At 69.0% G+C, this 25,263-nt stretch carries 19 protein-coding genes; 14 read left to right on the top strand and 5 right to left on the bottom strand.

Features of this window, described 5'->3' with window-relative positions; translation table 11 throughout:
- Positions 1-25 precede the first annotated feature (25 nt).
- From ACI3KT_RS16020 to ligD, 3 genes are all read left to right on the top strand, one after another.
- A complete protein-coding gene (locus ACI3KT_RS16020; protein ID WP_404905550.1) occupies positions 26-2,488 on the top strand; it encodes an ATP-dependent helicase in 2,463 nt (820 codons plus the stop codon).
- A gap of 173 nt (positions 2,489-2,661) precedes the next feature.
- The gene (locus tag ACI3KT_RS16015) at positions 2,662-3,783 is read left to right on the top strand and encodes an SseB family protein (protein ID WP_404905549.1); all 1,122 of its coding nucleotides are present in this window, start codon (positions 2,662-2,664) and stop codon (positions 3,781-3,783) included.
- A 44-nt stretch (positions 3,784-3,827) separates the two neighbouring features.
- Positions 3,828-4,883 carry a non-homologous end-joining DNA ligase gene (ligD, locus tag ACI3KT_RS16010; RefSeq protein ID WP_404905548.1) on the top strand — a complete coding sequence of 352 codons (1,056 nt, stop codon included), beginning with the start codon at positions 3,828-3,830 and terminating at the stop codon, positions 4,881-4,883.
- A gap of 2 nt (positions 4,884-4,885) precedes the next feature.
- Here ligD and ACI3KT_RS16005 read toward each other — a convergent pair whose 3' ends face one another.
- A complete protein-coding gene (locus ACI3KT_RS16005) occupies positions 4,886-5,929 on the bottom strand; it encodes an ATP-dependent DNA ligase (protein WP_404905547.1) in 1,044 nt (347 codons plus the stop codon).
- A 67-nt stretch (positions 5,930-5,996) separates the two neighbouring features.
- Positions 5,997-7,448, bottom strand: coding sequence for a phytoene desaturase family protein (locus ACI3KT_RS16000; RefSeq protein ID WP_404905546.1), 1,452 nt, complete (start codon positions 7,446-7,448; stop codon positions 5,997-5,999).
- Positions 7,449-7,511: 63 nt separating this feature from the next.
- Here ACI3KT_RS16000 and ACI3KT_RS15995 point away from each other — a divergent pair, with 63 nt between their 5' ends.
- A complete protein-coding gene (locus ACI3KT_RS15995) occupies positions 7,512-8,024 on the top strand; it encodes a hypothetical protein (protein ID WP_404905545.1) in 513 nt (170 codons plus the stop codon).
- Between the two features lie 3 nt (positions 8,025-8,027).
- On the opposite strand, the gene ACI3KT_RS15990 is transcribed toward ACI3KT_RS15995, so the two are convergent.
- Both ACI3KT_RS15990 and ACI3KT_RS15985 read right to left on the bottom strand, forming a co-directional pair.
- A complete protein-coding gene (locus tag ACI3KT_RS15990; protein ID WP_404905544.1) occupies positions 8,028-9,263 on the bottom strand; it encodes an acyl-CoA dehydrogenase family protein in 1,236 nt (411 codons plus the stop codon).
- A gap of 317 nt (positions 9,264-9,580) precedes the next feature.
- A complete protein-coding gene (locus ACI3KT_RS15985; RefSeq protein WP_307295261.1) occupies positions 9,581-10,243 on the bottom strand; it encodes a TetR/AcrR family transcriptional regulator in 663 nt (220 codons plus the stop codon).
- Positions 10,244-10,426: 183 nt separating this feature from the next.
- Between ACI3KT_RS15985 and sucC the strand changes: the two genes are divergently transcribed.
- Together sucC and sucD are read left to right on the top strand one after the other, a co-directional pair.
- A complete protein-coding gene (gene sucC, locus ACI3KT_RS15980) occupies positions 10,427-11,593 on the top strand; it encodes an ADP-forming succinate--CoA ligase subunit beta (protein ID WP_404905543.1) in 1,167 nt (388 codons plus the stop codon).
- 32 nt (positions 11,594-11,625) lie between these two features.
- Entirely contained in the window at positions 11,626-12,528 is a 903-nt protein-coding gene (gene sucD, locus ACI3KT_RS15975) for a succinate--CoA ligase subunit alpha (RefSeq protein ID WP_045257989.1), read from the top strand.
- 202 nt (positions 12,529-12,730) lie between these two features.
- Here the strand turns inward: sucD and ACI3KT_RS15970 are convergent, their stop codons facing one another.
- The gene (locus ACI3KT_RS15970) at positions 12,731-14,152 is read right to left on the bottom strand and encodes an NCS2 family permease (RefSeq protein WP_404905542.1); all 1,422 of its coding nucleotides are present in this window, start codon (positions 14,150-14,152) and stop codon (positions 12,731-12,733) included.
- Between the two features lie 92 nt (positions 14,153-14,244).
- Here ACI3KT_RS15970 and ACI3KT_RS15965 point away from each other — a divergent pair, with 92 nt between their 5' ends.
- The 8 genes from ACI3KT_RS15965 (at position 14,245) to ACI3KT_RS15930 (ending at position 25,004) form a co-directional block, all read left to right on the top strand.
- The gene (locus ACI3KT_RS15965) at positions 14,245-15,597 is read left to right on the top strand and encodes a DUF6350 family protein (RefSeq protein ID WP_404905541.1); all 1,353 of its coding nucleotides are present in this window, start codon (positions 14,245-14,247) and stop codon (positions 15,595-15,597) included.
- Positions 15,598-15,640: 43 nt separating this feature from the next.
- Complete coding sequence (gene purN, locus ACI3KT_RS15960) at positions 15,641-16,228, top strand: phosphoribosylglycinamide formyltransferase (protein ID WP_292910351.1); 588 nt, start codon at positions 15,641-15,643, stop codon at positions 16,226-16,228.
- A gap of 28 nt (positions 16,229-16,256) precedes the next feature.
- Positions 16,257-17,864 (top strand): bifunctional phosphoribosylaminoimidazolecarboxamide formyltransferase/IMP cyclohydrolase, encoded by a 1,608-nt coding sequence (purH, locus tag ACI3KT_RS15955; protein WP_307295273.1) that lies wholly within the window; start codon positions 16,257-16,259, stop codon positions 17,862-17,864.
- A gap of 82 nt (positions 17,865-17,946) precedes the next feature.
- Positions 17,947-18,867, top strand: a complete 921-nt coding sequence (locus ACI3KT_RS15950) for a class I SAM-dependent methyltransferase (RefSeq protein ID WP_404905540.1) — start codon at positions 17,947-17,949, stop codon at positions 18,865-18,867.
- Positions 18,868-18,952: 85 nt separating this feature from the next.
- Positions 18,953-20,479, top strand: coding sequence for a DNA-3-methyladenine glycosylase 2 family protein (locus ACI3KT_RS15945; RefSeq protein WP_404905539.1), 1,527 nt, complete (start codon positions 18,953-18,955; stop codon positions 20,477-20,479).
- Positions 20,476-20,973: a methylated-DNA--[protein]-cysteine S-methyltransferase gene (locus tag ACI3KT_RS15940; protein ID WP_404905538.1), complete on the top strand. Its 498-nt coding sequence runs from the start codon at positions 20,476-20,478 to the stop codon at positions 20,971-20,973. The genes ACI3KT_RS15945 and ACI3KT_RS15940 overlap by 4 nt, the downstream gene beginning before the upstream one ends.
- 321 nt (positions 20,974-21,294) lie before the next feature.
- The gene (locus tag ACI3KT_RS15935) at positions 21,295-23,193 is read left to right on the top strand and encodes an ABC transporter ATP-binding protein (RefSeq protein WP_404905537.1); all 1,899 of its coding nucleotides are present in this window, start codon (positions 21,295-21,297) and stop codon (positions 23,191-23,193) included.
- Entirely contained in the window at positions 23,190-25,004 is a 1,815-nt protein-coding gene (locus ACI3KT_RS15930; protein WP_404905536.1) for an ABC transporter ATP-binding protein, read from the top strand. The genes ACI3KT_RS15935 and ACI3KT_RS15930 overlap by 4 nt, the downstream gene beginning before the upstream one ends.
- The last annotated feature ends 259 nt before the right edge of the window (positions 25,005-25,263 follow it).

The following is a 25,263-nucleotide window of genomic DNA, read 5'->3' as shown; positions in this document are numbered from 1 at the left end:
CGGCGACGCCTAGACTCGTAAGGCCATGACCGAAGCCCCCCTCATCGTCCCCGGATCCGTCGGCCCTCGCTCCACGTCAGAGCAGGGGCACGACGACCTCCTCGCCGGCCTCAACCCGCAGCAGCTCGAGGCGGTGACCTATCGCGGCCCGGCTCTGCTCATCGTCGCCGGCGCCGGCTCGGGAAAGACGAGCGTGCTGACCCGGCGCATCGCCTCGCTGCTGCGCGCCCGCGAGGCCTGGCCCAGCCAGATCCTCGCGATCACCTTCACCAACAAGGCTGCGGGCGAGATGCGCGAGCGCGTGGAGCATCTCGTCGGGGACGCGGCTCGCGGCATGTGGATCTCGACGTTCCACTCCGCCTGCGTGCGGATCCTCCGCCGCGAGGCCGAGCAGTTCGGCTTCACCAAGTCGTTCACGATCTACGACTCCGGTGACTCGCGGGCTCTCATCAAGCGTCTGGTCAAGGAGCACGAGGCTGACGCGTACGGTCTCACCCCGGCATCCGTCCAGTCGCGCATCTCGAAACTCAAGAACGAGCTGTCCGACGCCGAGGCCTACGCCCGCCAGGCGAACATGTCCGACCCCGCCGAGCGGATCTTCGTCGAGCTGTTCGCCGACTATCAGCGTCAGCTGCAGAAGGCGAACGCGTTCGACTTCGACGACCTCATCGGGCAGACCGTCTATCTGTTCCGTGCCTTCCCCGACGTCGCGAACACCTATCGTCGGCGGTTCCGGCACATCCTGGTCGACGAGTATCAGGACACCAATCATGCGCAGTACGCACTGATCCACGAGCTCACGCGGCCGGCCTCCTCCGACGCCCCCGACCCGTATGCCTCGAACGGCATGATGATCTTCGAACCCGAGACGACGCCCGCGCTCGAGGGCGCCTCGCTCACCGTCGTCGGCGACTCCGACCAGTCGATCTACGCGTTCCGTGGGGCGGACATCCGCAACATCAGCGAGTTCGAGCGCGACTTCCCCGGGGCCAGGGTCGTGCTGCTCGAGCAGAACTACCGCTCGACCCAGAACATCCTGTCCGCCGCGAACGCCGTGATCGGCAACAACTTCGATCGCAAGGACAAGAAGCTCTGGAGCGACAAGGGCGACGGCGACAAGATCATCGGGTTCACCGGCTACTCGCAGCACGACGAAGCCCAGTTCGTGGCCGACGAGATCGAGTCACTTCGACGCGCCGGCTACCCGTACTCGGAGATGGCGGTCTTCTACCGCACCAACTCGCAGTCCCGCGCGCTCGAGGAGATCTTCATCCGCTCCGCGGTGCCGTACAAGATCATGGGCGGCACCAAGTTCTACGAACGAGCCGAGATCAAGGACGCGCTGGCCTACCTCGTCGCCGTGGCGAACCCGGCAGACGAGATGGCCGTGCGGCGCATCCTCAACAAGCCGCGCCGCGGCATCGGCGACGTCACCGCGACGGCGATCGCCCGGTTCGCGGAAGAGCACGGCATCACCTTCCGGCAGGCGCTGTCGGTTCCGACCGAACTCGGCTTCGGGCCCAAGATCCAGGCGGCGATCGCTCAGCTCGATGCGGTGCTCGCCGAGGCCACCGAGATCATGCTCCCCGCGACGGGCGAGGTACCCGCACCCACGACGGTCGCCGACGGTCTGAGCGTGCTGCTCTCGAAGAGCGGGTATCTCGACGCCCTTCGCGCCAGCCGCGACCCGCAGGACGAAGCCCGCGTCGAGAACCTCGACGAGTTCGTGGCGGTCGCTCGTGACTTCGCGCGCAACAACCCCGAGGGCACCATCGTCGACTTCCTCACCGAGGTCGCGCTGGTGTCCGACGCCGACGATCTCGACGACGAGTCGGGCTCGGTGTCGCTCATGACCATGCACACGGCGAAGGGTCTCGAGTACGACGCGGTCTTCGTCACGGGGGTCGAGGAAGACCTCATTCCGCATCGCATCTCGGCAGGAGAGCCGGGCGGCCCGCAGGAGGAACGACGGCTGTTCTACGTCGGCATCACGCGAGCGCGAAAGCGTCTGCACCTGTCGCTCGCCATGACTCGGGCCCAGTTCGGCGAGGTGTCGGTCGCGATGCCCAGCCGCTTCCTGCAGGAGATTCCGGCAGGCCTCATCGACTGGCGCCAGTCGCCGGGCGACGTGAACTCCCGCGGCGGCATGCAGTCCCGAGCACTCAACGCCCGGCGCGCCGGCGGATTCGGCGGCACAGGCGGCTCGGGTTCTGGCGATCGATTCGCCGTCACGCCGCTTCCGGGGCGCGACTCTCTGAAGCCTCTGTCGACGGCCATGGACAAGTTCCCGAACCGGGTCACGGCCAAGATGCGCGACAACGGCGACCTCGAGCTGGCCCCGGGCGACCGCATCCGTCACACGGACTTCGGCGACGGGCGAGTGGATGCCGTCACCGGCGAGGGCGCGAAGCGCATCGCCCACGTGCGCTTCGACTCGGCAGGGCAGAAGAAGCTGCTGATCAAGGTCGCGCCGATCGAGAAGATCTGAGCCCCAACTCGTCGACGCGCGCTCGCGCAGCGCACGTTCGCGGGTCCGCGTCGCAGCCGAGCCTCGGGTGGTCGGCTTGTGCGTGTTGAGGCGGCCTGGCGGGGCCCCGGCGAAAGTCGGAGCGACTTCGTGGCGCGCAGAGACCGCGCCGTCGCCGGTTAGGCTGGCACATTATGGCTCTGTTCTCCCGCCGCAAGAAGTCCGCTGACACCGCTGTCCCGGCATCCGACATCGCCGAATCCGAGATCACGGAATCAGACGCGGACGCGTCCGGATCCGAGGGCGCTGTCGAGGCCGAACAGGCTCCGACGATCGGCATCTCGGTCCAGGCGTTCCGCGGCGTCGGCGCGCAGGCCGGGCCTGAGGTCTCCCTGGCGGAGCCCGAGCAGGCGCCTGCGCCTGCAGCATCCGCTCCCGCCCCGGCAGCGCCGGCTCAGCCCGCCGCCGTCGAAGAACGCCGTCTTCCGCTCGCCCCGCCGATGCCGCCCGAGCAGACCGAGACCGTGCCCGGAATGAAGGACAACGTCCTTCTGCGCGAGGCGCTCAAGGAGATCGAGGCCGGCGCTTCCAACGACCAGCTGCTCGGCGTGATGCGCCAGGCGCTGCAGGGGCACCTGTACATCCGCGTCAACGGCGACGCCCGGGCGCAGATCGCCGAGGGCAAGCCGCTGTCGGTCGCCGTCGTCCGCGAGGGAGACCGGCAGTTCATGCTCGCGTTCAGCTCGGCAGCGGCCGTGCGCGACTCGGTGCAGCTCGAGAAGGACCCGTCGGCGACGTCGGCCGTCGCGCAGCCGGTCACCTCGGTCATGCAGCAGGTCGTCGCCGGCGACTTCGCCGGACTCATCGTCGACAACGCATCGGCTCCGCACCGCGTCGTGTTCCCCACCGAGCTCCTGCAGAAGGCGCTCGAGCAGGGAGACGTCGAGATGACGGTGAAGTCGCTCCTGGCCGCGCCCCGTGAACAGGACACCGCCGCCAAGGTGGGCGAGGCGCTCGCCGCCAAGAGGATGTGGGTCGCCGTGAACGACGGGGTCGAGGGGGCCCCCGTGGGCATCGCCGAAGCCCAGACCCCTGACGGGAAGAGATTCCTGCAGCTGTTCTCGCACCCGCTCGAGGTCATCGCCCTCGGACGCGGCGATCGCCCTCTGCCGTTCGAGCCTGCGCAGCTGGCGAGTGTCCTCGTCGGCCACACCGAGATGGCCGGCGTGATCGTCGATCCGGCGGGTCCGACCCTGGTCGTCGAGCGCGACGCCCTGGCCCCCGTGGTGGTCCTGGCGGCCGACGCCCAGGAGTGATCGCGGGGCTTCCGCGCGTCGGATGCTGCCTCTAGGGTCGAGTCATGGCCTCAGAGCGCGTCACCCTGACCATCGCCGATCCTGACGGAGAGCGCGAGGTCGCGCTGTCGAGCCCGAACAAAGTCGTCTGGCCCGGCATCGGCATCACCAAGGCCGAGCTCGCCGAGTACTTCCAGGTCGTGAGCGGACCGTTCCTCGAGGCGAACGGCAACAGGCCGGTGTCGCTCGAGCGGTTCCGCAACGGCGTCGGCGGCGGTGCAGGCTTCTTCTCGAAGAACCCGCCCGCCGGCACCCCCGAGTTCGTCGACGCGGTCATGGTGACGTACAACAGCGGGAGGCAGCATCCGCAGATCGTGCTCAACCGCCCGAGTGCCATCGTCTGGGCGGCGCAGATGAACACCATCGTGTTCCACCCGTGGGCGTCGCTCGCGACGGACCCCGACAACCCGGTCGAGCTGCGGATCGACCTCGACCCCCAGCCGGGCACCGACTTCGCAGATGCCATCCCCGCCGCCCACGCGCTTCGCGAGGTGCTGCGCGAGGCAGGACTCGAGGCGTTCGTGAAGACGAGCGGCAACCGCGGACTGCACGTGTTCGCACCGATCGAGCCGACGCACGAGTTCCTCGACGTCCGCCACGCGGTGATCGCCGCCGGCCGCGAGCTCGAACGGCGGATGCCGGACCGGGTGACGACCAACTGGTGGAAGGAGGAGAGGGGAGAGCGCATCTTCGTCGACTTCAACCAGGCGAACCGCGACCGCACGATGGCGGGCGCCTACAGTCCGCGCGCCCTTCCTGGTGCGACCGTGTCGACGCCCGTGCACTGGGACGAGCTCGACGGGCTCGATCCCGCGCAGTTCACGGTGCGCAGCGTGCCGAAGAGGCTGGCCGAGGTCGGCGATCCGTGGGCCGGCAAGCAGGACACGCCCGACCGCATCGACACGCTGCTGGAGTGGTGGGAGCGCGACAAGTCGAACGGTCTCGGCGAGCTTCCGTTCCCGCCGGAGTTCCCGAAGATGCCTGGCGAGCCTCCTCGCGTGCAGCCGAGCAAGAAGGTCGCCGCGAACTGGGACGAGAACGGCGATCCGGTCGACGACTGACCTCAGCTGAGCACGTCGGCGAGATCGTAGCCCGCGACCGTGTCGAGCTGTTCGTACGTGCATGACCGTGCGTCACGGTCAGGTCGCCACCGCTCGAACTGCACGGTGTGGCGGAATCGTGCACCTTCGAGCTGGTCGTAGCGCACCTCGAGCACGCGTTCGGGGCGCAGCCGCACGAACGACACGTCCTTCGCGCCGCTGAAGCGCGAGCGCTCGCCCTCACCGGTCACCGCCTCGCCGGAGGCGTCGCGCTCGACGAGCGGAGCGAGCTCCTCCACCAGCTCCTGGCGGCGTGCGTCGCTCCAGGCCGCGACCCCGCCGACCTGGCGCAGCATCCCGTCGGAGTCGTACAGCCCGACGAGCAGCGATCCGACTCCCGAGCCCGACTTGTGGATGCGGTAGCCGAGAGCGACGACGTCGGCGGTGCGGGCGTGTTTGATCTTGACGAGGGTGCGCTTGTTGGGCGCGTATGGCTGGTCGAGCGGCTTCGCGACGACGCCGTCGAGGCCCGCCCCCTCGAATTCGGCGAGCCACCGGACGGCGACGTCGCGGTCGCGCGTGGTGCGGGTGAGGTGCAGCGGATGCTCGACGCCCGACATCAACCGCTCGAGACGCTCGCGGCGCTCGGAGAACGGTGTCGCCTGCAGATCGTCGTCGCCCTCTGCGAGCAGATCGAAGGCGACGAACATCGCCGGCGTCTCGATCGACAGCCTCGACACTCGCGACGCTGCAGGATGGATGCGCTGGCTGAGGGCCTCCCAGTCGAGTCGCTGCGCCCCCGCAGGTCCCGTGGCGACGACGATCTCGCCGTCGAGCAGGCACGGGCCGGGCAGCAGCCGAGGGATCGCCTCGACAAGCTCGGGGAAGTAGCGCGTCAGCGGCTTCGCGCCTCGCGACCCGATCTCGACGTTCTCCCCGTCCCACGCGACGAGCCCGCGGAAGCCGTCCCACTTCGGCTCGAACAGCAGCCCGCCGCTCGTCTTCGCCGGGTCGGGGACGGATGCTGCGGCCTTCGCCAGCATCGGAGCGGGGATGTCGTAGCGCATGAGGTCCATCTTGGCGCGCGCCAGGTCCGCGGGGTAGTGCGGATGCTGTGGGACGGGTTTGACGGGGTCAGCGGAACAATTCGCTGAGGGCCGCAGGAGTCCCGGCGTCGGCGAGGGCGGTGCGGGCGGCGTGCCAGCCGGCCATGCCGTTCACGCCGGGGCCGGGCGGAGTCGACGCCGAGGCGAGGTACACGCCGCGCATCGGGGTGCGCCACGGCTTCGTGCCGAGGACGGGGCGCCGCAGCGCCTGGGGGATCGTGAACGCGCCGCCCAGGATGTCGCCGCCGATCTCGGACGGGTTGATCGCCTCCCGGGCGGATGCCGGCACGGCGTGCGCAGCGAGGATCGTGTCGCGGAAACCCGGAGCGAAGCGCTCGACCTGTTGCGTGATGAGCTCGGTCGCGTCGAGATCGGATCCCTGAGGCACGTGGATGTAAGCCCACAGCACGGCTTTGCCCGCCGGAGCGCGGCTCGGGTCGAACACCGAGGGCTGCACCGTCAGGACGTACGGTCGGTCGCTCACCCGTCCCGCGGCGACGGCGTTCTCGCTCGCCCACACCTCGGCCTGCGTGCCGCCCACGTGCACCGTCGGAGACTGCGCGACGTCATCGTTCGCCCACGGGATCGGCCCGTCCAGCGCGAAATCGACCTTCGCCGCGGCAGGGCCGTAGGCGTACGAGCGCAGGGCGCGTGCGTAGCCGTGCGGGATGTCGGGGTGCGTGAGCGCGAGCCGTGGCGAGGTGTTCAGCAGCAGCAGGTCGCCGCGCGTCGCATCGCCCCAGTCGAGCGCGCCGAGATCGGTCACGTGCACGCCGGTCTCGACCGAACCGCCATGCGCCTCGAGGTCGGCCACCATGGTGTCGGCGATACGCTGAGCACCACCACGCGGGTACATCCACCCTCCGGCGTGGGCCTGTGCGGCGAGCAGCAATCCGGCTGCGGCGCCCGCGAGCGAGGGGAGCGGCGTGTTCGCGTGAGCGAGGACGCCCGAGATCAGGCCGGCCGCCTCTTCCGTGTGGAAGGTCCTCTTCGCGAGCGGCGTTCCCTCTTCCAGCATCCGCATCGCGTACCTGATCGCGGTGATCGGCTGTTGGGGGATTCGCAGCATCTGGTTGCCGGTGAAGTCGACGACGCCGTCGATGTGCCGGCTCAGCGGGCGCAGCAGCGACAGCCATGCCTTTCCGTCGTCGCCGAGAGCGGATGCCGTGCGCTCGATGTCGCGCCAGGCGATGCCGGCGCGGCCGCCGTCGAGCGGGTGCGCGTAGGAGATATCGGGGACGATCCAGTCGATCCGCTCGGCGAGACCGAAGGCCTGGAAGAACGGCGAGGCGAGGGCGGCGGGGTGGGCGGCCGAGCAGACGTCGTGCACGAAGCCGGGGAGGGTCGACTCGGCGGAGCGCACGCCGCCGCCGATCGTGTCTGCGGCCTCGAGCACCCGCACTTCGTAGCCGGCCCGCGCGAGCGACACCGCGGCCGCCAGTCCGTTGGGGCCGGACCCGATGATCGTCGCGCGCGTCATGCCCCCAGTCTTCCACGAGGGAGGCGGTGTTCGCGCTGCTCCTGAGGTGAGATCATTGAAGAGATGACTGAACCACAGGGACCCACACCGACCGGCACTTCCCGCCCGTATCGATCGCTCACGGAGGCGCTCCGCGCGCACCGCATCGCCCTGGAGAACTACGAGTTCATCACCGCGGTCACGGATGCCGTCGGCATCTCGAGCTACATCGATCGCGGACGCTACATCGAGGCGATCCGTCGAGGCGAGGGCGCCGCCCTCCACATCGGACGCACCTACACGAACGGCTTCGCGCAGGACGAGGTCGTGACCATCGGCTCTACTGCGCTGCGGCTCCAGCCCAGCGAGGGGCGCGAGCCGTACTTCTTCGTCACGCACCCGAGCGAGTATCCGCCGGCAGCGACGACAGCCCGCTCGATGCGTCCGAGCACTCCGCGGGCGCCCAAGGTCCCCGGCGCCGCGGCGTCGCGGACGGCGACGACGACGCGGAACGCGAAGCCCATCGAGCGCGACTACGGCGTGTGCGACGTGTGCTTCATGGTGAAGACCGCCGCTGGCGGCTGCGCCTGCGACTGACGCTCAGACGAACGCGCTCATCCCCGTGATGTCGCGTCCGAGGAGCAGCGCCTGCACGCTCTCGGTGCCTTCGTAGGTGTGGATCGCCTCGATATCGGCCAGGTGCTGCATGACGCCGTTCTCGAGCAGGATTCCGTTGCCGCCGAGCAGGTCGCGGGCGGTGGATGCGACCCGGCGTGCTGCCCGCGTGTTGTGGAACTTCGCGAGTGAGGCCTGCGTCGGGCGCAGTTCTCCTGCGGTCTCGAGATCCGCGAGGCGGCGGCAGTACAGCTGCATCGCGGTGAGGTCCTCGAGCATGTGCGTCAGGCGCTCCTGCACCATCTGGAACTTCGCCAGCGGCTTGCCGAACTGCACGCGCTGGGTGGAGTAAGCGAGCGCGGCCTCGTAGCACGCCGTCGCATGGCCCAGCGCCGACCAGGCGACCCCGGAGCGGGTCGCGTAGAGCACCGTCGAGGCGTCCTTGAAGCTGTGAGTGCCGGGGAGCACGGCGTCCAGCGGCACGCGCACGTCGTCGAGGACGATGTGCGCCTGATGGATCGCGCGCAGCGAGGCCTTGCCGCGGATCGCCGTTCCGTTGTAGCCGGGAGCGTCCTGTTCGACGAGGAAGCACCGCACCGCACCGTGCTCGGGCGCCGTCTCGTCGTCGACGCGCGCCCACACGAAAGTGATGCCGCCGGACGCGCCGTTGCCGATCCACTTCTTGGCGCCGCGGATGACCCACTCCTCGCCCTCGCGTCGTGCGACCGTCTCGAGGGAGACCGAGTCTGAGCCGTGGTCGGGCTCCGTGAGTGCGAACGATCCGAAGACCGAGCCGTCGGCGAGAGCCGTCAGCCACTTCTCCTGCTGAGCTTCCGATCCGAAGAGCGCGAGCGTGCGCAGGGCGAGTCCGCCCTGGACGGCGAGAACCGTGCCGAGCGAGCCGTCGCCCCGTGAGATCTCCATGTTCACGAGCCCGGCAGCCAACGGCGACAGGCGGGTGAGGGACGGATGCTCGATGCCGTCGACCACGAGATCCATCTCGCCCATGCGCCGGGCGGCGTCGAGCGGGTACTCGGCGCGGTCCCAGGCATCCGCCATCTGCGGTCCCACCTCGTCGATGTACGCCTTCGCACGGTCCCAGGCTGTGCGATCGGCGGCGGGGATGTCGGCGAAGACGGCGTAGTAGTCGCTGTCCTGCCGGCCCGTGATGTCGTACGACGAGACGCGCTCGCCGGGGAAGGGGGAAGCTTCGATGCTCATGGGGGCTCCTTCGTGGCACTAGGTATCGTACAGCGCGACACTCGGTTTCACGAGCCGGGGTGCGCGACGCGGCCGCCCGGGTGTGAAAGGTCCCTTCTCCCGTGCGAAGGTCGCACTCTCCGTGCGAAAAGTCGGAGTTCGGGGACGACTCGCCGGTGCGCGGACCGACCGCTCGGCGTGTCGCAACAAGACTCCGACTTTTCGCACCGGAAGGCCCGGACGGGGAGGCAGGAGCGGGAGGCGGCACCGGGCGGCACCGGGAGACCCGCGCGCGGGCGAACCGCGGGCGAACCGGAGGGGTCTGGGTCGGGAGCGGGTCAGTCGAGCTGGGTCCGCAGGCGCCGCGTGATCTCGGCGATCGGCATCGAACGAGGGAACACTGCGACCACGACGTCATCGGGCGCCTCTGCGGGCGTCTCGGCGAGCACTCCGTAGCGACGGCGCACATCGGTCAGGGCGGACTGCAGAGTCGACAGTGGGATCTTCTTCTTGCCGCGGAGCAGTTGCCGCAGCACGTGGTTGTGCACCGCGGTGACGAGAGCGGCGAAGCCGACGGCATCCAACGGGTCGATGCCGGGAAGCGAACTGCGCAGATACTCGTCGAACAGCCGCTCGTAGCGGAACACCGTGATGATCTCGCGCTCGCGCAGCACCGGCACCTGCCGCACGATCTGATAGCGGCGTCGGGCAAGCTCGGGGTCGTGCGCGAAGTAGGAATAGACCGACTCGGATGCTGCGCACACCGCGCCCCAGGGGTCGTCGTGCCCTTCGGCGAGAAAACCGCGGAGCTGCTCGATCAGCACTTCGTGATCCGCGAAGACCACATCCTCCTTGCCGCCGAACTGCCGGAAGAAGGTCGACCGCGAGACACCCGCCGCCTTCGCGATCTGCTCCACGGACGTCTGGTCGAAGCCCTGGCTCTGGAACAGTTCGAGCGCGGCGGCGACGACGGCGGAGCGCGGCGATGCGGATTCGTGCATGAGAAGAGCCTAGAACCTCGGCGCCGCGACATGACGGCGAGTGTCGTCATCGACCGCGTCCGTCCGGGAGCCGGTGACGCCCGCTCCTCAAGGGCCGGTCAGCAGGGGGTAGTAAGCTGGGGGACTGGTCGATGTCTCGACATCGAGAGAATTACCAGGCCGAATCCCAGTGAAGGAACCACAGTGGATCTGTACGAGTACCAGGCACGAGACGTTTTCGAGAAGTACGGAGTGCCGGTCCTCGCCGGCATCGTCGCGGACACCCCCGAGGAGGTGAAAGCGGCAGCCGAGAAGATCGGCGGCGTGGTCGTCGTCAAGGCGCAGGTCAAGACCGGTGGTCGTGGCAAGGCGGGCGGCGTCAAGGTCGCGAAGACCCCCGATGAGGCATATGAGGCTGCCAAGGCGATCCTCGGTCTCGACATCAAGGGCCACATCGTCAAGCGTGTGATGGTCGCCCAGGGCGCGGCGATCGCCGAGGAGTTCTACTTCTCCGTGCTGCTGGACCGCGCCAACCGCTCCTACCTCTCCCTCTGCTCCGTCGAGGGCGGCATGGAGATCGAGCAGCTCGCCGTCGAGAAGCCCGAGGCTCTCGCCCGCATCGAGGTGAACCCGCTGACGGGCATCGACAAGGCCAAGGCCGTCGAGATCGCCCGCGCCGCGAACTTCCCGGAGGACCTCGTCGAGAAGGTCTCCGACGTGTTCGTGAAGCTCTTCGACGTCTACAAGGGCGAGGATGCCACGCTCGTCGAGGTGAACCCGCTGGTGCGCACCGAGTCCGGCGACATCATCGCTCTCGACGGCAAGGTCACGCTCGACGACAACGCGTCGGAGATCCGCCACCCCGAGCACGAGGCGCTCGAGGACAAGGACGCCGCAGACCCGCTCGAGGCGAAGGCCAAGCAGAGCGGCCTCAACTACGTGAAGCTCGACGGCGAGGTCGGCATCATCGGCAACGGCGCGGGCCTCGTCATGTCGACTCTCGACGTGGTGGCATACGCCGGTGAGAACCACAACGGCGTGAAGCCCGCGAACTTCCTCGACATCGGCGGCGGCGCCTCGGCTGAGGTCATGGCCGCAGGGCTCGACGTCATCCTCGGCGACCCGCAGGTCAAGAGCGTCTTCGTCAACGTCTTCGGCGGCATCACCGCGTGCGACGCCGTCGCGAACGGCATCAAGGGCGCCCTCGAGACGCTCGGCGCGACGGCATCCAAGCCGCTCGTCGTCCGCCTCGACGGCAACCGCGTCGACGAGGGTCGTGCGATCCTCGCCGAGTACGCGCACCCGCTCGTCACGCTCGCCGCCACCATGGACGAGGGCGCCGACAAGGCCGCCGCACTCGCCAACGCCTGACGCCCGCTTCGACACAAGGACTAGAGAAGAAAATGTCGATCTACCTCAACAAGGACTCCAAGGTCATCGTCCAGGGCATCACCGGCGGCGAGGGCACGAAGCACACCGCTCTCATGCTGAAGGCCGGCACCCAGGTCGTCGGCGGCGTGAACGCCCGCAAGGCCGGCACCACGGTGTCGCACACCGACAAGGACGGCAACGCCGTCGAGCTCCCCGTCTTCGCCTCGGTCGCCGAGGCCATGAAGGAGACCGGCGCTGACGTGTCGATCGCCTTCGTCCCCGGCGCCTTCACGAAGGACGCGATGATCGAGGCCATCGACGCCGAGATCCCGCTGCTCGTGGTCATCACCGAGGGCGTCCCCGTCGGCGACTCGGCCGAGGCATGGGCCTACGCCCAGAGCAAGGGCAACAAGACGCGCATCATCGGACCGAACTGCCCCGGCATCATCACCCCCGGTGAGGCGCTCGTCGGCATCACCCCGGCGAACATCACCGGCAAGGGCCCGATCGGTCTCGTGTCGAAGTCGGGCACCCTGACCTACCAGATGATGTTCGAGCTGCGCGACCTGGGCTTCTCGACCGCCATCGGCATCGGCGGCGACCCGGTCATCGGCACGACGCACATCGACGCGCTGGCTGCGTTCGAGGCAGATCCCGAGACCAAGGCGATCGTGATGATCGGCGAGATCGGCGGCGACGCCGAAGAGCGCGCGGCCGACTACATCAAGGCGCACGTCACCAAGCCGGTCGTCGGCTACGTCGCGGGATTCACCGCCCCCGAGGGCAAGACCATGGGCCACGCCGGCGCCATCGTCTCCGGCTCTGCGGGCACCGCGCAGGCGAAGAAGGAGGCCCTCGAGGCCGCCGGCGTCAAGGTCGGCAAGACGCCGTCCGAGACGGCAGACCTGATGCGCGCGATCGTGGAAGCGCTCTGATCTGAGCTACGCTTGAACGGAAGGCCCTGGGCTCCACCCCGGGGCCTTCTTTCATGCCCGGGAGGACAGGACCTTCACGTCAGCGCGGCATCTCCCTGCGTTCGTCGGCTCAGAATACGGATGTCGGCCCGGAACCTCGTTCCGAGCCGACATTCGTGTTTCCGGCCGACATCCGTGTCATGGGTCGACCGGCGTGCGAGGATCAGGCGCCGAGCAGCGCCTCGATCGGTCCCCGGGCGAAGAACAGCACGAACCCTGCGCCGACGACCCACAGCAGCGGGTGGATCGTCTTGGCCCTGCCGGACAGCGCGTTCACGACGATCCAGCTGACGAAGCCCGCACCGATGCCGTTCGCGATCGAGTACGTCATCGGCATCACGGTGACCGTGAGGAACACGGGCAGCAGCACCCGGAAGTCGCTGAGATCGATGTTCTTGATCTGCGACAGCATCATGGCGCCGACGAGCACGAGCGCCGCGGCGGCGACGGCGCTCGGCACGAGCGAGGTGAGCGGGGTGAAGAACATCGCGAGCAGGAACAGCACGCCGGTGATCGTGGTCGCGAACCCGGTGCGCGCGCCCTCGCCGATGCCCGAGCCCGATTCGACGAACACGGTCGCGGAGGATGACGAGGTGCCTCCTCCGACGATCGCTCCGACGCCCTCGACGACCAGCGCCGACTTGATGCGGGGGAAGTCCCCCTTCTCGTCGGCGAGGTCCGCCTCTTTGGCGAGACCGGTCATCGTGCCCATGGCGTCGAAGAAGTTCGAGAACAGCAGGGTGAAGACGAACATCACGAGCGTCACTCCGCCGACCTTCGCGAAGTCGAAGCCGAAGTCGACCTGGCCGATCAGGCTGAGGTCGGGCACGCTCACGATGCTGCCCGAGAAGGCGAAGCCCAGGCCCTCGGACGGCCAGATCAGATTCGCGATCGCGGCCAGGAAGGTCCCTCCGACGAGCGCGATGAGGATCGCGCCCTTCACCCGCAGGGCGATGAGCACGCCTCCGATCATCAGCGTGACGACGAACATCAGGGTCGTGAGGGATGCGACGGATCCGCCGATGCCGAGGTCGACCGGGGGAGAGGCGTTCTTCGTCGAGGTGACGAATCCCGCGTTCACGAAGCCGATGAACGCGATGAACAGGCCGATTCCCACGGTGATCGCGAGCTTCAGCTGCACGGGGACCGCGTCGAAGATGAGCTTGCGCAGACCGGTCGCGGCGAGCAGCACGATGATGACGCCGTTGATCATGACGAGCGCCATGGCCTCGGGCCAGGTGACGGAGCCGACCACGGTGAACGCGAGGAACGCGTTGATGCCGAGACCCGCTGCGAACGCGAACGGCAGGCGCGTCGTGAGGCCGAACAGGATCGTCATGACGCCGGCGGTGAGGGCTGTCGCCGCGGCGACGGCCCCGCCCGGCAGCACGTCGCCTGCGACGTCGGGGGTGGAGAGGATGATCGGGTTCAGGATCACGATGTAGGCCATGGTGACGAAGGTCACCACGCCACCGCGGATCTCGGTGCCGATCGTGGACCCGCGGCGGCTGATCTCGAAGAAGCGATCCAGGGCGTTCACGGGCTCGGCAGTCGGTGCGGGAGCGGGGGACGGGGCAGTTGTCATCGGGGGAACCTCCGCAGGAGACGATATCGTGTCGCGCGTGCCGCGCGCGTCCCCAGGAAAGCCGCCGCCCCAGGTCGTAGTCTCGATTCGATATGCAACGCCTCCTCGTCGCGCTCCTCGCGGCCTTCGACGCCGCCATCGCGGCTGCGGTCGGACTCGCCGTGCTGCTCGCGCCCCTCACCCTGCTGTGGATGCTCGCCTTCGGCGTCACGGCGGACTGGGGTGCGCTCTGGCCGCTCACCGGCACGCTCTGGCAGTTCGGCCACGGCGTCCCGATCGACATCTCGCTGCCCACCGAGACGCTCTCGACGGTCGGCCTGGCGCCGGAAGCCGCCGTCTTCACACTCTCGGTGACCCCGCTCGCCTTCCTCGTGTTCACGCTGCTGTTCGCGGCGCGTTCGGGTGCCCGCGCTGCGCGCGCCGGGGCCTGGCTGCTCGGACCGCTCGTGGGAGCCGGGTCCTTCGCGCTGATCGCGGTCGGAATCGCGCTCACGTCCCGCATCGAGGCGGCACAGACCTCCCTGCCGCTCTCCATCGCGCTTCCCGCGGCGGTCTACCTCGTCGGATCCCTCTGCGGAGCGGTGCGCGTGGCCTGGGAGGACGGCGACGGCGGGCTCCTCGACCGCCTGCACGACGTGGTCGACGGCTGGGGCGACTGGGGCCCTGTGCCGGCGTCCGCTGTGCGTGGTGCGGCCGTCGCCCTCGTCGGAGTGATCGCGGTCTCCGCGGTCGCCGTCGCCGTGATGGTGGCGCTGCGCGCGGGTGAAGCAGTCGCCCTCTTCGAGGCGGCGCGCGTGGACGTGCTGGGCGGCGCCATGATCACCCTGGGACATCTCGCGTACCTTCCCACGCTCATCGTGTGGGCGGCGTCCTGGATCGCCGGTCCCGGCTTCGCGGTAGGCGCCGGCACCGCCGTCTCACCGGCGGGAACTCAATTGGGCGTCGTGCCTGGGCTTCCCGTGTTCGGACTTCTGCCGGAACACGCCTCGATCTGGATGCTGATCGTCGTGCTCCTGCCCATCGCAGCCGGAGCGTTCGCCGGCTGGACCGTCCGTTCGCGGCTGGTCTGGGAAGGCACACCGCTCGGCGTCACCGCCCGTGCCGTGATCGCACTCGGCATCGGCGTGCTCACAGCGGCGGTGGCCGCGATCGCCGCCGTCCTCGTTAGCGGATCGATCGGCCCGGGCCGGTTGGCGGATGCCGGACCCTCCGTCCTGCCGTTCGCTCTCGCTCTCGGCGGCGAGGTCCTGCTCGGGGCCGCGATCCTGCTGCTGTCTCCTCGGCATCGCGACGAACTGGCGGAGGAGCGCACCGACCGCTGGATCGCCGAGATGGCGGCATCCGATCTCCCGCTGATCGATGCACCTGCGGCCTTCCCCACAGGTGGGGACACGAATGACACGGCACCGCTCGAAGACCTTCCGCCGCGGGGCCGTGGCGCCTGACATGCGGCTCAGGTCGGCCGTTCCTCCCCGGTAGACTGGGCGCGTGCTCACGGTCGCCGTTCTCATCTCGGGCACCGGCTCGAATCTTCGTGCCCTCCTCGAGGCAGCTCGCCATCCCGATTTCCCCGCGCGGGTCGTCGTGGTCGGCGCCGACCGCGACGCGGACGGCCTCGCGCATGCCGAGGAGTTCGGAATCCCGAGCTTCACAGTGCCGTGGCATCTGCACGAGAGCCGCGAGACGTGGGGCGAAGAGGTGAGCGCGCAGCTCGCCGTCTGGAAGCCCGACCTCGTCGTGCTCAGCGGTCTCATGCGGCTGCTGCCGCCGGCGCTCGTCGCGGAGTACTCGCCGCGGCTCATCAACACCCACCCCGCGTACCTTCCCGAGTTCCCCGGAGCACACGGCGTTCGCGACGCGCTCGCCGCGGGCGCGTCGCAGACCGGCGCCAGCGTGATCGTGGTCGACGACGGCGTCGACACCGGGCCGGTTCTCGCGCAGGAGCGGGTGCCGATCGTCGAGGGCGACACCGAGCACAGCCTGCACGACCGCATCAAGCCCGTCGAACGCCGTCTGCTCATCGACGTGGTGCGCCGCATCGCGACCGGCGAGCTCGAGCTGTCCGCCGCATCCTGAACCAGACCCCGCCACGAAGGAGCCCACCATGGCCGGCCCCCGCCACGACCCCTCCCTGTACCGCGATCGCGACTCGGTCCCCGTCCGTCGCGCGCTCGTCTCGGTGAGCGACAAGACCGGCCTGCTCGAACTCGCAGCAGCCCTCGCCGACGCCGGGGCGGAGATCGTCTCGACGGGGTCGACGGCGGCCACCATCCGCGACGCGGGCTTCGCCGTGACCGACGTCGCGACCGTGACGGGCGTCGCCGAGATGCTCGACGGTCGTGTGAAGACCCTGCACCCGAAGATCCACGGCGGTCTGCTGGCCGACCTGCGGCTCGAGGACCACGAGGGCCAGCTCGAGCACCTCGGCATCGAGCCGTTCGAGCTCGTCGTCGTGAACCTGTACCCCTTCGTCGAGACCGTCGCCTCGGGCGCCCTCGGCGACGACGTCGTCGAGCAGATCGACATCGGTGGCCCCGCCATGGTGCGCGCCGCCGCGAAGAACCACGCGAACGTGGCGATCGTCGTCTCTCCCGAGTCCTACCCGTCGATCATCAGCGCCGTGCGCGAGGGCGGGACCACGCTGTCGCAGCGCCGTGAACTGGCAGCCCGCGCATTCGCGCACACCGCAGCCTACGACGCGGCCGTCGCGTCGTGGTTCGCCGAGGGCACCCTGATCGACGAGGGCGATCTGCCCGCGCATCTCACCATCCAGGCCGAGCGTCTTGCCACGCTGCGCTACGGCGAGAACTCCCACCAGCGCGGCGCGATCTACACGCGCGCCGGCGGGCACGGCATCGCTCAGGCCACGCAGCTGCAGGGCAAGGAGATGTCGTACAACAACTACGTCGACGCCGACGCCGCCCTGCGTGCCGCCTACGACATGGTGCTGCCGGCCGTCGCGATCATCAAGCACGCGAACCCGTGCGGCATCGCGACGACGGCGCCGAACGCACTCGACCCGATCGCCAGCGCTCACCTGCGCGCGCACGAGTGCGACCCGGTGTCGGCGTACGGCGGCGTGATCGCCGCGAACGGCACCGTCACGCTCAAGATGGCCGAGAACCTCAAGGACATCTTCACCGAGGTCATCGTCGCCCCCGCCTTCGAGCCGGCGGCGCTCGAGGTCTTCAAAGCCAAGAAGAACCTGCGTCTGCTGCAGTTGCCCGAGGACTGGCAGCAGGAGCGGATGGACGTGCGCCTGGTCTCGGGCGGACTGCTGCTGCAGGATGCCGACCGCTTCCCCGACGACATCGAATCCGTCGCGAAGAACTGGGAGCTCGTCTCGGGCGACCGCCCCAGCGAGGAGGAGATGACGAACCTCATCTTCGCCTGGAAGGCCTGCCGCGCCGTGAAGTCGAACGCCATCGTGCTCGCGAAGGACAACGCGACGGTCGGCGTCGGCATGGGCCAGGTCAATCGTGTCGACTCGTGCCGCCTCGCCGTGGAGCGCGCCGGAGAGCGGGCGGCCGGGTCGGTCGCGGCATCCGACGCCTTCTTCCCGTTCGCGGACGGCGCCCAGGTTCTCATCGACGCCGGCGTCAAGGCGATCGTGCAGCCCGGCGGGTCGGTGCGGGACGAGGAAGTGGTGGATGCTGCGCGTAAGGCGGGCGTCACCATGTTCTTCACCGGAGAGCGCCACTTCTTCCACTGAGTTCGCCGCGCCTCGGCCCTTCGCATCATGCCTCGCCACGGATACCTATACTTGACGGAATCTGGGGCGATGGAGCGAAGGCATGACGCGGACGAGTGTGGGGCCGGGCGATGACACGCCTGTGGCCTCGTGGTTGAGCCCTACGGCGTACTGGCTGCCGACGCATCTCGTTGACTCGGCCTGGCTGACCCACGGATCATTCGCAGCGTGGATCATCGACGTGCTTCGTCCGCGTGATGTCGTGGAGCTCGGCACGCACAACGGATTCTCGTGCTTCGCCTTCGCCGAGGCGGCCCAGCGCCTCGGGCACTCTCTCACGATCAACGCCCTCGACAGCTGGGAGGGCGACGATCAGGCGGGGTTCTACGGGGATGCCGTGTACGAGTCCGTCCGCGACATCGCGGCTCGAGACTACAGCTCCTCGGTCGTCCTGCATCGTGGATACTTCACGAACACGCGTGCTGATTTCACACCGGCATCCGTCGATCTCCTTCACATCGACGGACGTCATGGCTACGACGATGCTCGCGAGGACTACGAGCAGTGGCGTGACACGGTGCGCGACGGGGGAGTGATCCTCTTTCACGACATCGCGGAGCGACGCGAGGGCTTCGGCGTCTGGCGCCTCTGGAACGAAGTCGCTGAACCGGGGCGCTCCTTCGCCTTCGAGCACGGCCATGGGCTGGGGGTGCTCGCGGTCGGCGACGTCGCGCGAGAGCCGCTTCGCGTGCTGTTCGAGGCGGATGAGGTGGTCGCGAGCCGTATCCGTGCGGATTTCGAGCGGTTGGGCGGGGTCATCGCCGATCTGGCGCGTATTCCGCATTTCGAAGCCGAGGTCCGTTCGCTGCACGAGGTCGTGGACATGCTGCAGACGGAGAGGGCTCGTTTGACGCAAGAGATCGTCGCCCGCGACGCGCTCGTCGAGTCCGTGCGCAACAGCTCGAGCTGGACGCTCACGGCCCCGCTGCGCGCCATGGGCCGCCTGCTCCGGCGCCGCCGCTGAGTCCGGCGACAGCGAATGGATTCGCGGTCACAGCCGTGTCCGATTTCCGCCAGCCGGTGTCGGCGCCGGGTGGCAGAGTGGAGTCATGAGCTTCCCCGTGATCGACTTCGACGAGCGCTATCGCGCGATCAGCGCGCGCGACACCCGCTTCGACGGGCAGTTCGTCACCGCCGTCCGCTCGACCAGGATCTATTGCCGGCCGAGCTGCCCCGCTCGCACGCCCAAGCCAGAGAACGTCACGTTCTTCCCGACCAGCGCGGCCGCGCACGAGGCCGGGTACCGCGCGTGCAAGCGGTGTCTTCCGGAAGCGGCGCCCGGCTCGCCTGCGTGGGATCTGCGCAGCGACACCGCGGCGCGAGCGATGCGATTGATCGCGAACGGCGTCGTCGAGCGCGAAGGCGTACCGGGTCTGGCCGCGCGGCTCGGTTACTCCAGCAGGCACCTGACCCGGCTTCTCACCGCTGAGCTGGGCGCGGGTCCGCTCGCCCTCGCCAGAGCGCATCGCGCGCACACGGCCCGGATGCTCCTGGTCGGCACCGACCTGGCCGTCTCCGATGTCGCGTTCTCGGCAGGATTCTCCAGCATCCGCCAGTGCAACGACACGGTCCGAGAGGTCTTCGGCATGGCCCCCGGCGAGCTGAGGCTGCGTCGTTCCTCGATAGGTGCAGGGGCCCGAGGCCCCGCGCCGACCGTCCCGGGGACGATCGATCTGGTGCTGCCGTACCGGGGCCCGCTCGACGCCGACGGGATCTTCGCGTGGATGGCGGCGCGCGCCGTGCCCGGGGTGGAGCATGCCACGACGACGTCTTTCTCGCGTCATCTGCGGATGCCCGGAGGCCCTGTCTGGTTCGAGGTGAGCCAGGACGCCGCGTCGCGCCTGCATCTGCGCGCCACCGTCACCGCCCTCGGCGACCTCGCCCCGCTCGTGGCGATCGTTCGGCGCATCTTCGATCTCGACGCCGATCCGCTCGCGATCGACGCCGCGCTGAGCACGCACCCGGAACTCGTCCCTCTCGTGGCCAAGACTCCCGGCATCCGCGTACCCGGCTCCGCCGACCCGCACGAGATGCTCATCCGCGCGATGGTCGGACAGCAGATCACCGTGGTGGCCGCGCGCACGGCGTTGACCTCGCTCACCGAGGCGCTGGGGGAGCGCCTCGCCGTGCCCCCGCACCTCGGAGAGGGCCTCTCCGACGGCGGCCTGCTGTTCCCGACGATGTCAGCTATCGCCGAGCGCGGGGCCGAGGTGCTCCGGGGGCCGGCGGCGCGCATCCGGGCCATCACCGGCGCCGCCGCGGCGCTCGCCGACGGGTCGCTGACGCTCACGGTCGGCGATGACGGCATGGCGCAGCGCGAAGCTCTGCTCGCCATGCCCGGCATCGGTCCGTGGACGGCCGACTACGTGCGCATGCGCGTGCTCGGAGACCCCGACATCCTGCTCCCGGGCGACGTGGCGCTGCGTGCGGGAGCGGCGGCATCCGGTCTACCAGGCGACGCACGGCCTCTCACCGAATGGGCCGCACGCACGGCGCCCTGGCGCAGCTATCTCAGCGCCCATCTGTGGCGCGCCGCGCCCCTCCGGCCCGCACGAACCACGAAGGAGAAATCATGACCGCGATCATCCAGACCATCGACACCGCAGACGGGGTCTTCACGATCCTCGCCGACGACCGTCAGCGGGTGCTGGCCTCCGGATGGACCGACGACCACGAGGCGATCCTGAACCGCCTCGCTGTCGGGCGACGGCCCGAGTCGGTCGTCGAGGGGCAGACGGATGCCGCGGCATCCGCCCTGGCGTACTACGCCGGAGAGCTCTCGGCCATCGACGACGTCGCCGTGGCGCAGACCGGCACGGCGCTGCAGCTCTCGGGCTGGGCGGCGCTGCGCCGCATCGAACCGGGGGAGCCGCTCACCTACACGTCGTTCGCGGCGCGGCTCGACAACCCGAGGGCGGTGCGGGCGGCCGCCTCGATCTGCGCTCGCAACGCACCGGCCCTGTTCGTGCCGTGCCACCGCGTGCTCCGCACCGACGGCACCCTCGGCGGCTTCGCCTGGGGGCTCGGCGTCAAGGGGAGCCTGTTGGCACGGGAGGCCGCGCCGGTGTGAGCCGGTCTCTCGACGAGACAAGAAGCGGATGCCCGTGGCATCCGCTTCTTCTCGTTCGGGAATTCCTCTTGCCTTCAGCTGGTTCACAGGAATAGGCTGGAGGGCTGTCGCGCCAACCGGTCGACACCACCGAGCCCCTGAGGAGGACACCATGACCACGATCGCCACCGCGCGGATCGCAGCTCTCGGCTCGACCCCGGCGCTCCCGCTCTTCTTCTAGAGCCACCCGCCTCATCCGCATCGGATGCCGGGCTCTCAGAGCCCGCTCTCGCATCCGCCTCGTTCAGCAACCGCTTTCCATACGAAACTCGTCTGAGAGACATGTCTTCCTCGCCCTCATCGCAGAACTCCGATTCCTCCTCCTCGCTCTCCACCCCCGCCGCTCTGTGGCGGCTCAAGCCCTTCGTGAAACCGGTCATCTGGCGTCTCGCCGGAGGCGCTGCGAGCGCGCTCGTCGCGGCGATCATCGCGCTGATGATCCCGCTCGTGCTCGAGCAGATCATCCGCGGTCCGGTGAAGTCCGGTGAGTTCGGCGCCATCGCCTGGGGCGCTCTGGCCGTCTTCGGACTCGCGGTCGGCGAGGCGGTGATGGTGTGGCTGCGGCGTCAGTTCGTGCTCAACCCCGCGACCGAGGTCGAGTACCAGATGCGCACGCAGCTCTATGCGCGACTGCAGACCCTTCCGGTCGCCTTCCACGATCGCTGGCAATCCGGCCAGCTGCTCAGCCGCATGATGCAGGACATCGGCCTGATCCGCCGCTGGCTCGCGTTCGGCCTCGTGCTGCTCGTCGTGAACATCCTCACGATCATCATCGGATCGGTTCTGCTGTTCCGCTGGCACTGGCTGCTGGGTGCGATCTTCCTCGTCACCGCGATTCCCCTCTGGATCCGCGGCTACCTGTTCGAGAAGCGCTATGGCGCGCTCACCCGGCGCAGCCAGGATCAGGCCGGCGACCTCGCCACCAGCGTCGAGGAGAGCGTGCACGGCATCCGCGTGCTCAAGGCGTTCGGCCGCGGCAAGCACGCGCTCAGCCGCTTCAGCCGTCAGGCCGAGACTCTGCGCGAGACCGAGATGAGCAAGGCCGGCGCGATCGCGTCGATCTGGTTCTGGCTCGACCTGATGCCGCAGATCGCCTTCGGGCTGAGCCTGATGTCGGGTATCTGGCTGATCTCCCAGGGCGCGATCGAGGTACCGGAGCTCTTCGCCTTCTTCGCGATGGCTGTGGTGCTGCGGTGGCCGATCGAGTCGATCGGGTTCCTGTTCTCGTTCATGCTCGACGCGCGCACGGCCACAGACCGCGTGTTCGACATCTTCTCCGAGACGAACACGATCACGGACCCCGAGAACCCGGTGCGCATCGCCGAGCCCCGAGGCGAGCTCGTCTTCGAGAATGCACACTTCCGCTATCAGGACGCCGGTGCTTCCGAGCGCGACCTGCTCGACGGCATCGATCTCGTGCTGCGTCCGGGTGAGACCATGGCGCTCGTCGGACTCACCGGTTCGGGCAAGACCACCCTGACCACGCTGCCGGCGCGGTTGTACGACGTCACCGGCGGGCGAGTCACGCTCGACGGCGTCGACGTGCGCGACCTCACGCTCTCCGAGCTGCGGCAGCACATCGCCATGGCGTTCGAGGATGCGACGCTGTTCTCAGCATCCGTCCGGGAGAACGTCCTGCTGGGTCGTGCCGATCTCGATGTGCACAGCGAGGAGGCCGAGCGCGTGCTGCGCGAGGCACTCGACGTCGCGCAGGCGGCGTTCGTCGACTCGCTGCCCGACGGCGTGGAGACGATCATCGGCGAGGAAGGCCTGAGCCTCTCCGGCGGCCAGCGTCAGCGACTCGCTCTCGCCCGAGCCGTGGCGGCGAATCCGAGGGTGCTCGTGCTCGACGACCCGCTGTCGGCCCTCGACGTCGACACCGAGGCGCTCGTCGAGGAGGCGCTGCGCCACGTGCTCGCCGACACGACAGCGATGATCGTCGCCCACCGTCCGTCGACCGTCGCACTGGCAGACAGCGTCGCCCTGCTCGAAGCAGGGCGGATCACCGCGGTCGGCACGCACAGCGAACTGCTGAAGTCCAGCCGGCACTACCGGCACGTCATCTCGAGCCTCGAGGCGGAGGAGGCTGCTCGCACCGGCGCGATCCCGGTGATCCGAGAGGATCCTGACGACGACGACCGAGACGATATGCGCGAAGACATGAAGGAGGTGCAGGCATGAGCTCCGCGATCACCGGAACACAGAACGAGGACCGCTCGAACTACACCCGTGAGGAGAGCCGCGAGATCAGGCAGCGCTCGCTGCGTCTGCTGGGATCGCTGGTGCGCCCGCTGAAGGCGCAGGTCATCCTTGCGGCCGTGGTGCTCGTGGTGTCCACGGCGCTGCAGGTGGCAGGCCCGATCCTCATCAGCATCGGTCTGGACAGGGCCCTGCCGGAGGTGATCGAGCACGCGAACTGGATGCCGACGCTCGTGGTCGGCTTCGTGTACCTGTTCGCAGGCGCGGCGGCGGCCGCACTCATCGCGTGGTACGTGATGATCGCCGCACGAATCACCCAGGCGGTGCTGCTCGACCTGCGCAAGCGCATCTTCCTGCACACCCAGAAGCTGAGCCTCGAGTTCCACGAGTCGTACACGTCCGGCCGGATCATCTCGCGTCAGACCAGCGACCTGGACTCCATCAAGGAGCTGCTCGACGGCGGGCTCAACGAGCTCGTCTCCGGTGTGCTGTTCGGCCTGTTCACCTTCATCGCGCTGTGCGTGTGGGACTGGCAGTCCGGTGTGATCCTCGCGCTCGCCGGCGTGCCGCTGTTCTTCCTGATGCGGTGGTTCTACACGCGGTCGCAGCTGGTCTACCGCGAGTCCCGTGTGATCAGCGCGAAGGTGATCGTGCAGTTCGTCGAGACGATGACGGGCATCCGTGCGGTCAAGGCCTTCCGCAAGGAGCCGCGCAACGACGAGGCCTTCCAGAAGGTGGCAGGCGACTACCGCGACGTCAACCGCCGTTCCATGCTGCTGTTCGGCACGTTCGAGCCCGGACTCATGGGGGTGGCCGCGCTCACCTTGGGGCTCGTCGTGCTGTGGGGCGGGATCCGCGTCTCGACGGAGGTGCTCAGCGTCGGCGTGCTGCTGTCGGCCGTGCTGTACGTGCGCAACTTCTTCGCGCCGATGCAGGAGATCGCGATGTTCCTGAACTCCTACCAGTCCGCCACTGCGGCTCTGGAGAAGGTGTCCGGCGTGCTCGAGGAGGTGCCGACGGTTCCCGACCCCGAGAAGCCCGTCGACCTCTGGGAGTCGCGCGGCCACATCGAATTCGACGAGGTCACCTTCGGGTACAACGGCGAGAAGACGATCCTGCCGAACTTCTCGCTCGACATCTCTGCCGGTCAGACGATCGCCCTGGTCGGCACCACCGGCGCGGGCAAGTCCACTCTCGCGAAGCTCATCTCACGCTTCTACGATCCCTCGAAGGGCCGCGTCACGCTGGATGGCGTCGACCTGCGCAGACTGCACCCGAAGGATCTGCGCCGCGCGATCGTGATGGTCACGCAGGAGGCGTACCTGTTCAGCGGCACCGTCGCGGACAACATCGCGCTCGGCAAGCCCGACGCGACGCTCGACGAGATCAGGGCCGCCGCACGTGCGGTGGGAGCCGACGGGTTCATCGAGTCGCTGCCCGACGGCTACGGCACCGATGTGAACAAGCGCGGCGGCCGAGTGTCGGCGGGGCAGCGACAGCTGATCTCGTTCGCCCGGGCGTTCCTCGCCGACCCGGCGGTTCTGATCCTGGATGAGGCGACGGCGTCGCTCGACATCCCGTCCGAGCGGTTGATCCAGGACGCCCTGCAGACGCTGCTGAAGGACCGCACCGCGATCATCATCGCGCACCGGCTGTCGACGGTCGCAATCGCCGACCGCGTGCTGGTGATGGAGCACGGACGCATCATCGAGGACGACTCGCCCGACGCGCTGATCGGCGGCAGCGGCAAGTTCGCCCAACTGCACGCCGCGTGGCAGGAGACGCTCGTCTGATCCGTCGTGCACGCCGCGAGCGGCGACCGGCGCTCCCTCCGGAGCTCGGCCGCCGCTCGTCTCGGCGCGCTCGGCCTCGACTGGATAGCATCGAGACATGGACCCCCTGCTGATCGTCGCCGAATGGTGGTGGCTCGCACCGACCGCTGCGGCGGCAGGCGCCGCGGGGGCCGTGGGCGCGGCAGGGCTGCGTCGTCGCGCTCGGCGGTCGGGGAGGCGCCTCGCCGTCGACGCCGCGCGCCCCGACCTCAAGGCGGCG

Origin of the sequence: Microbacterium sp. ZW T6_19 (assembly GCF_044987465.1) — a bacterium.
GTDB classification, from domain to species: domain Bacteria; phylum Actinomycetota; class Actinomycetes; order Actinomycetales; family Microbacteriaceae; genus Microbacterium; species Microbacterium natoriense_A.
This window is presented reverse-complemented; position numbering and strand designations above follow the sequence as displayed.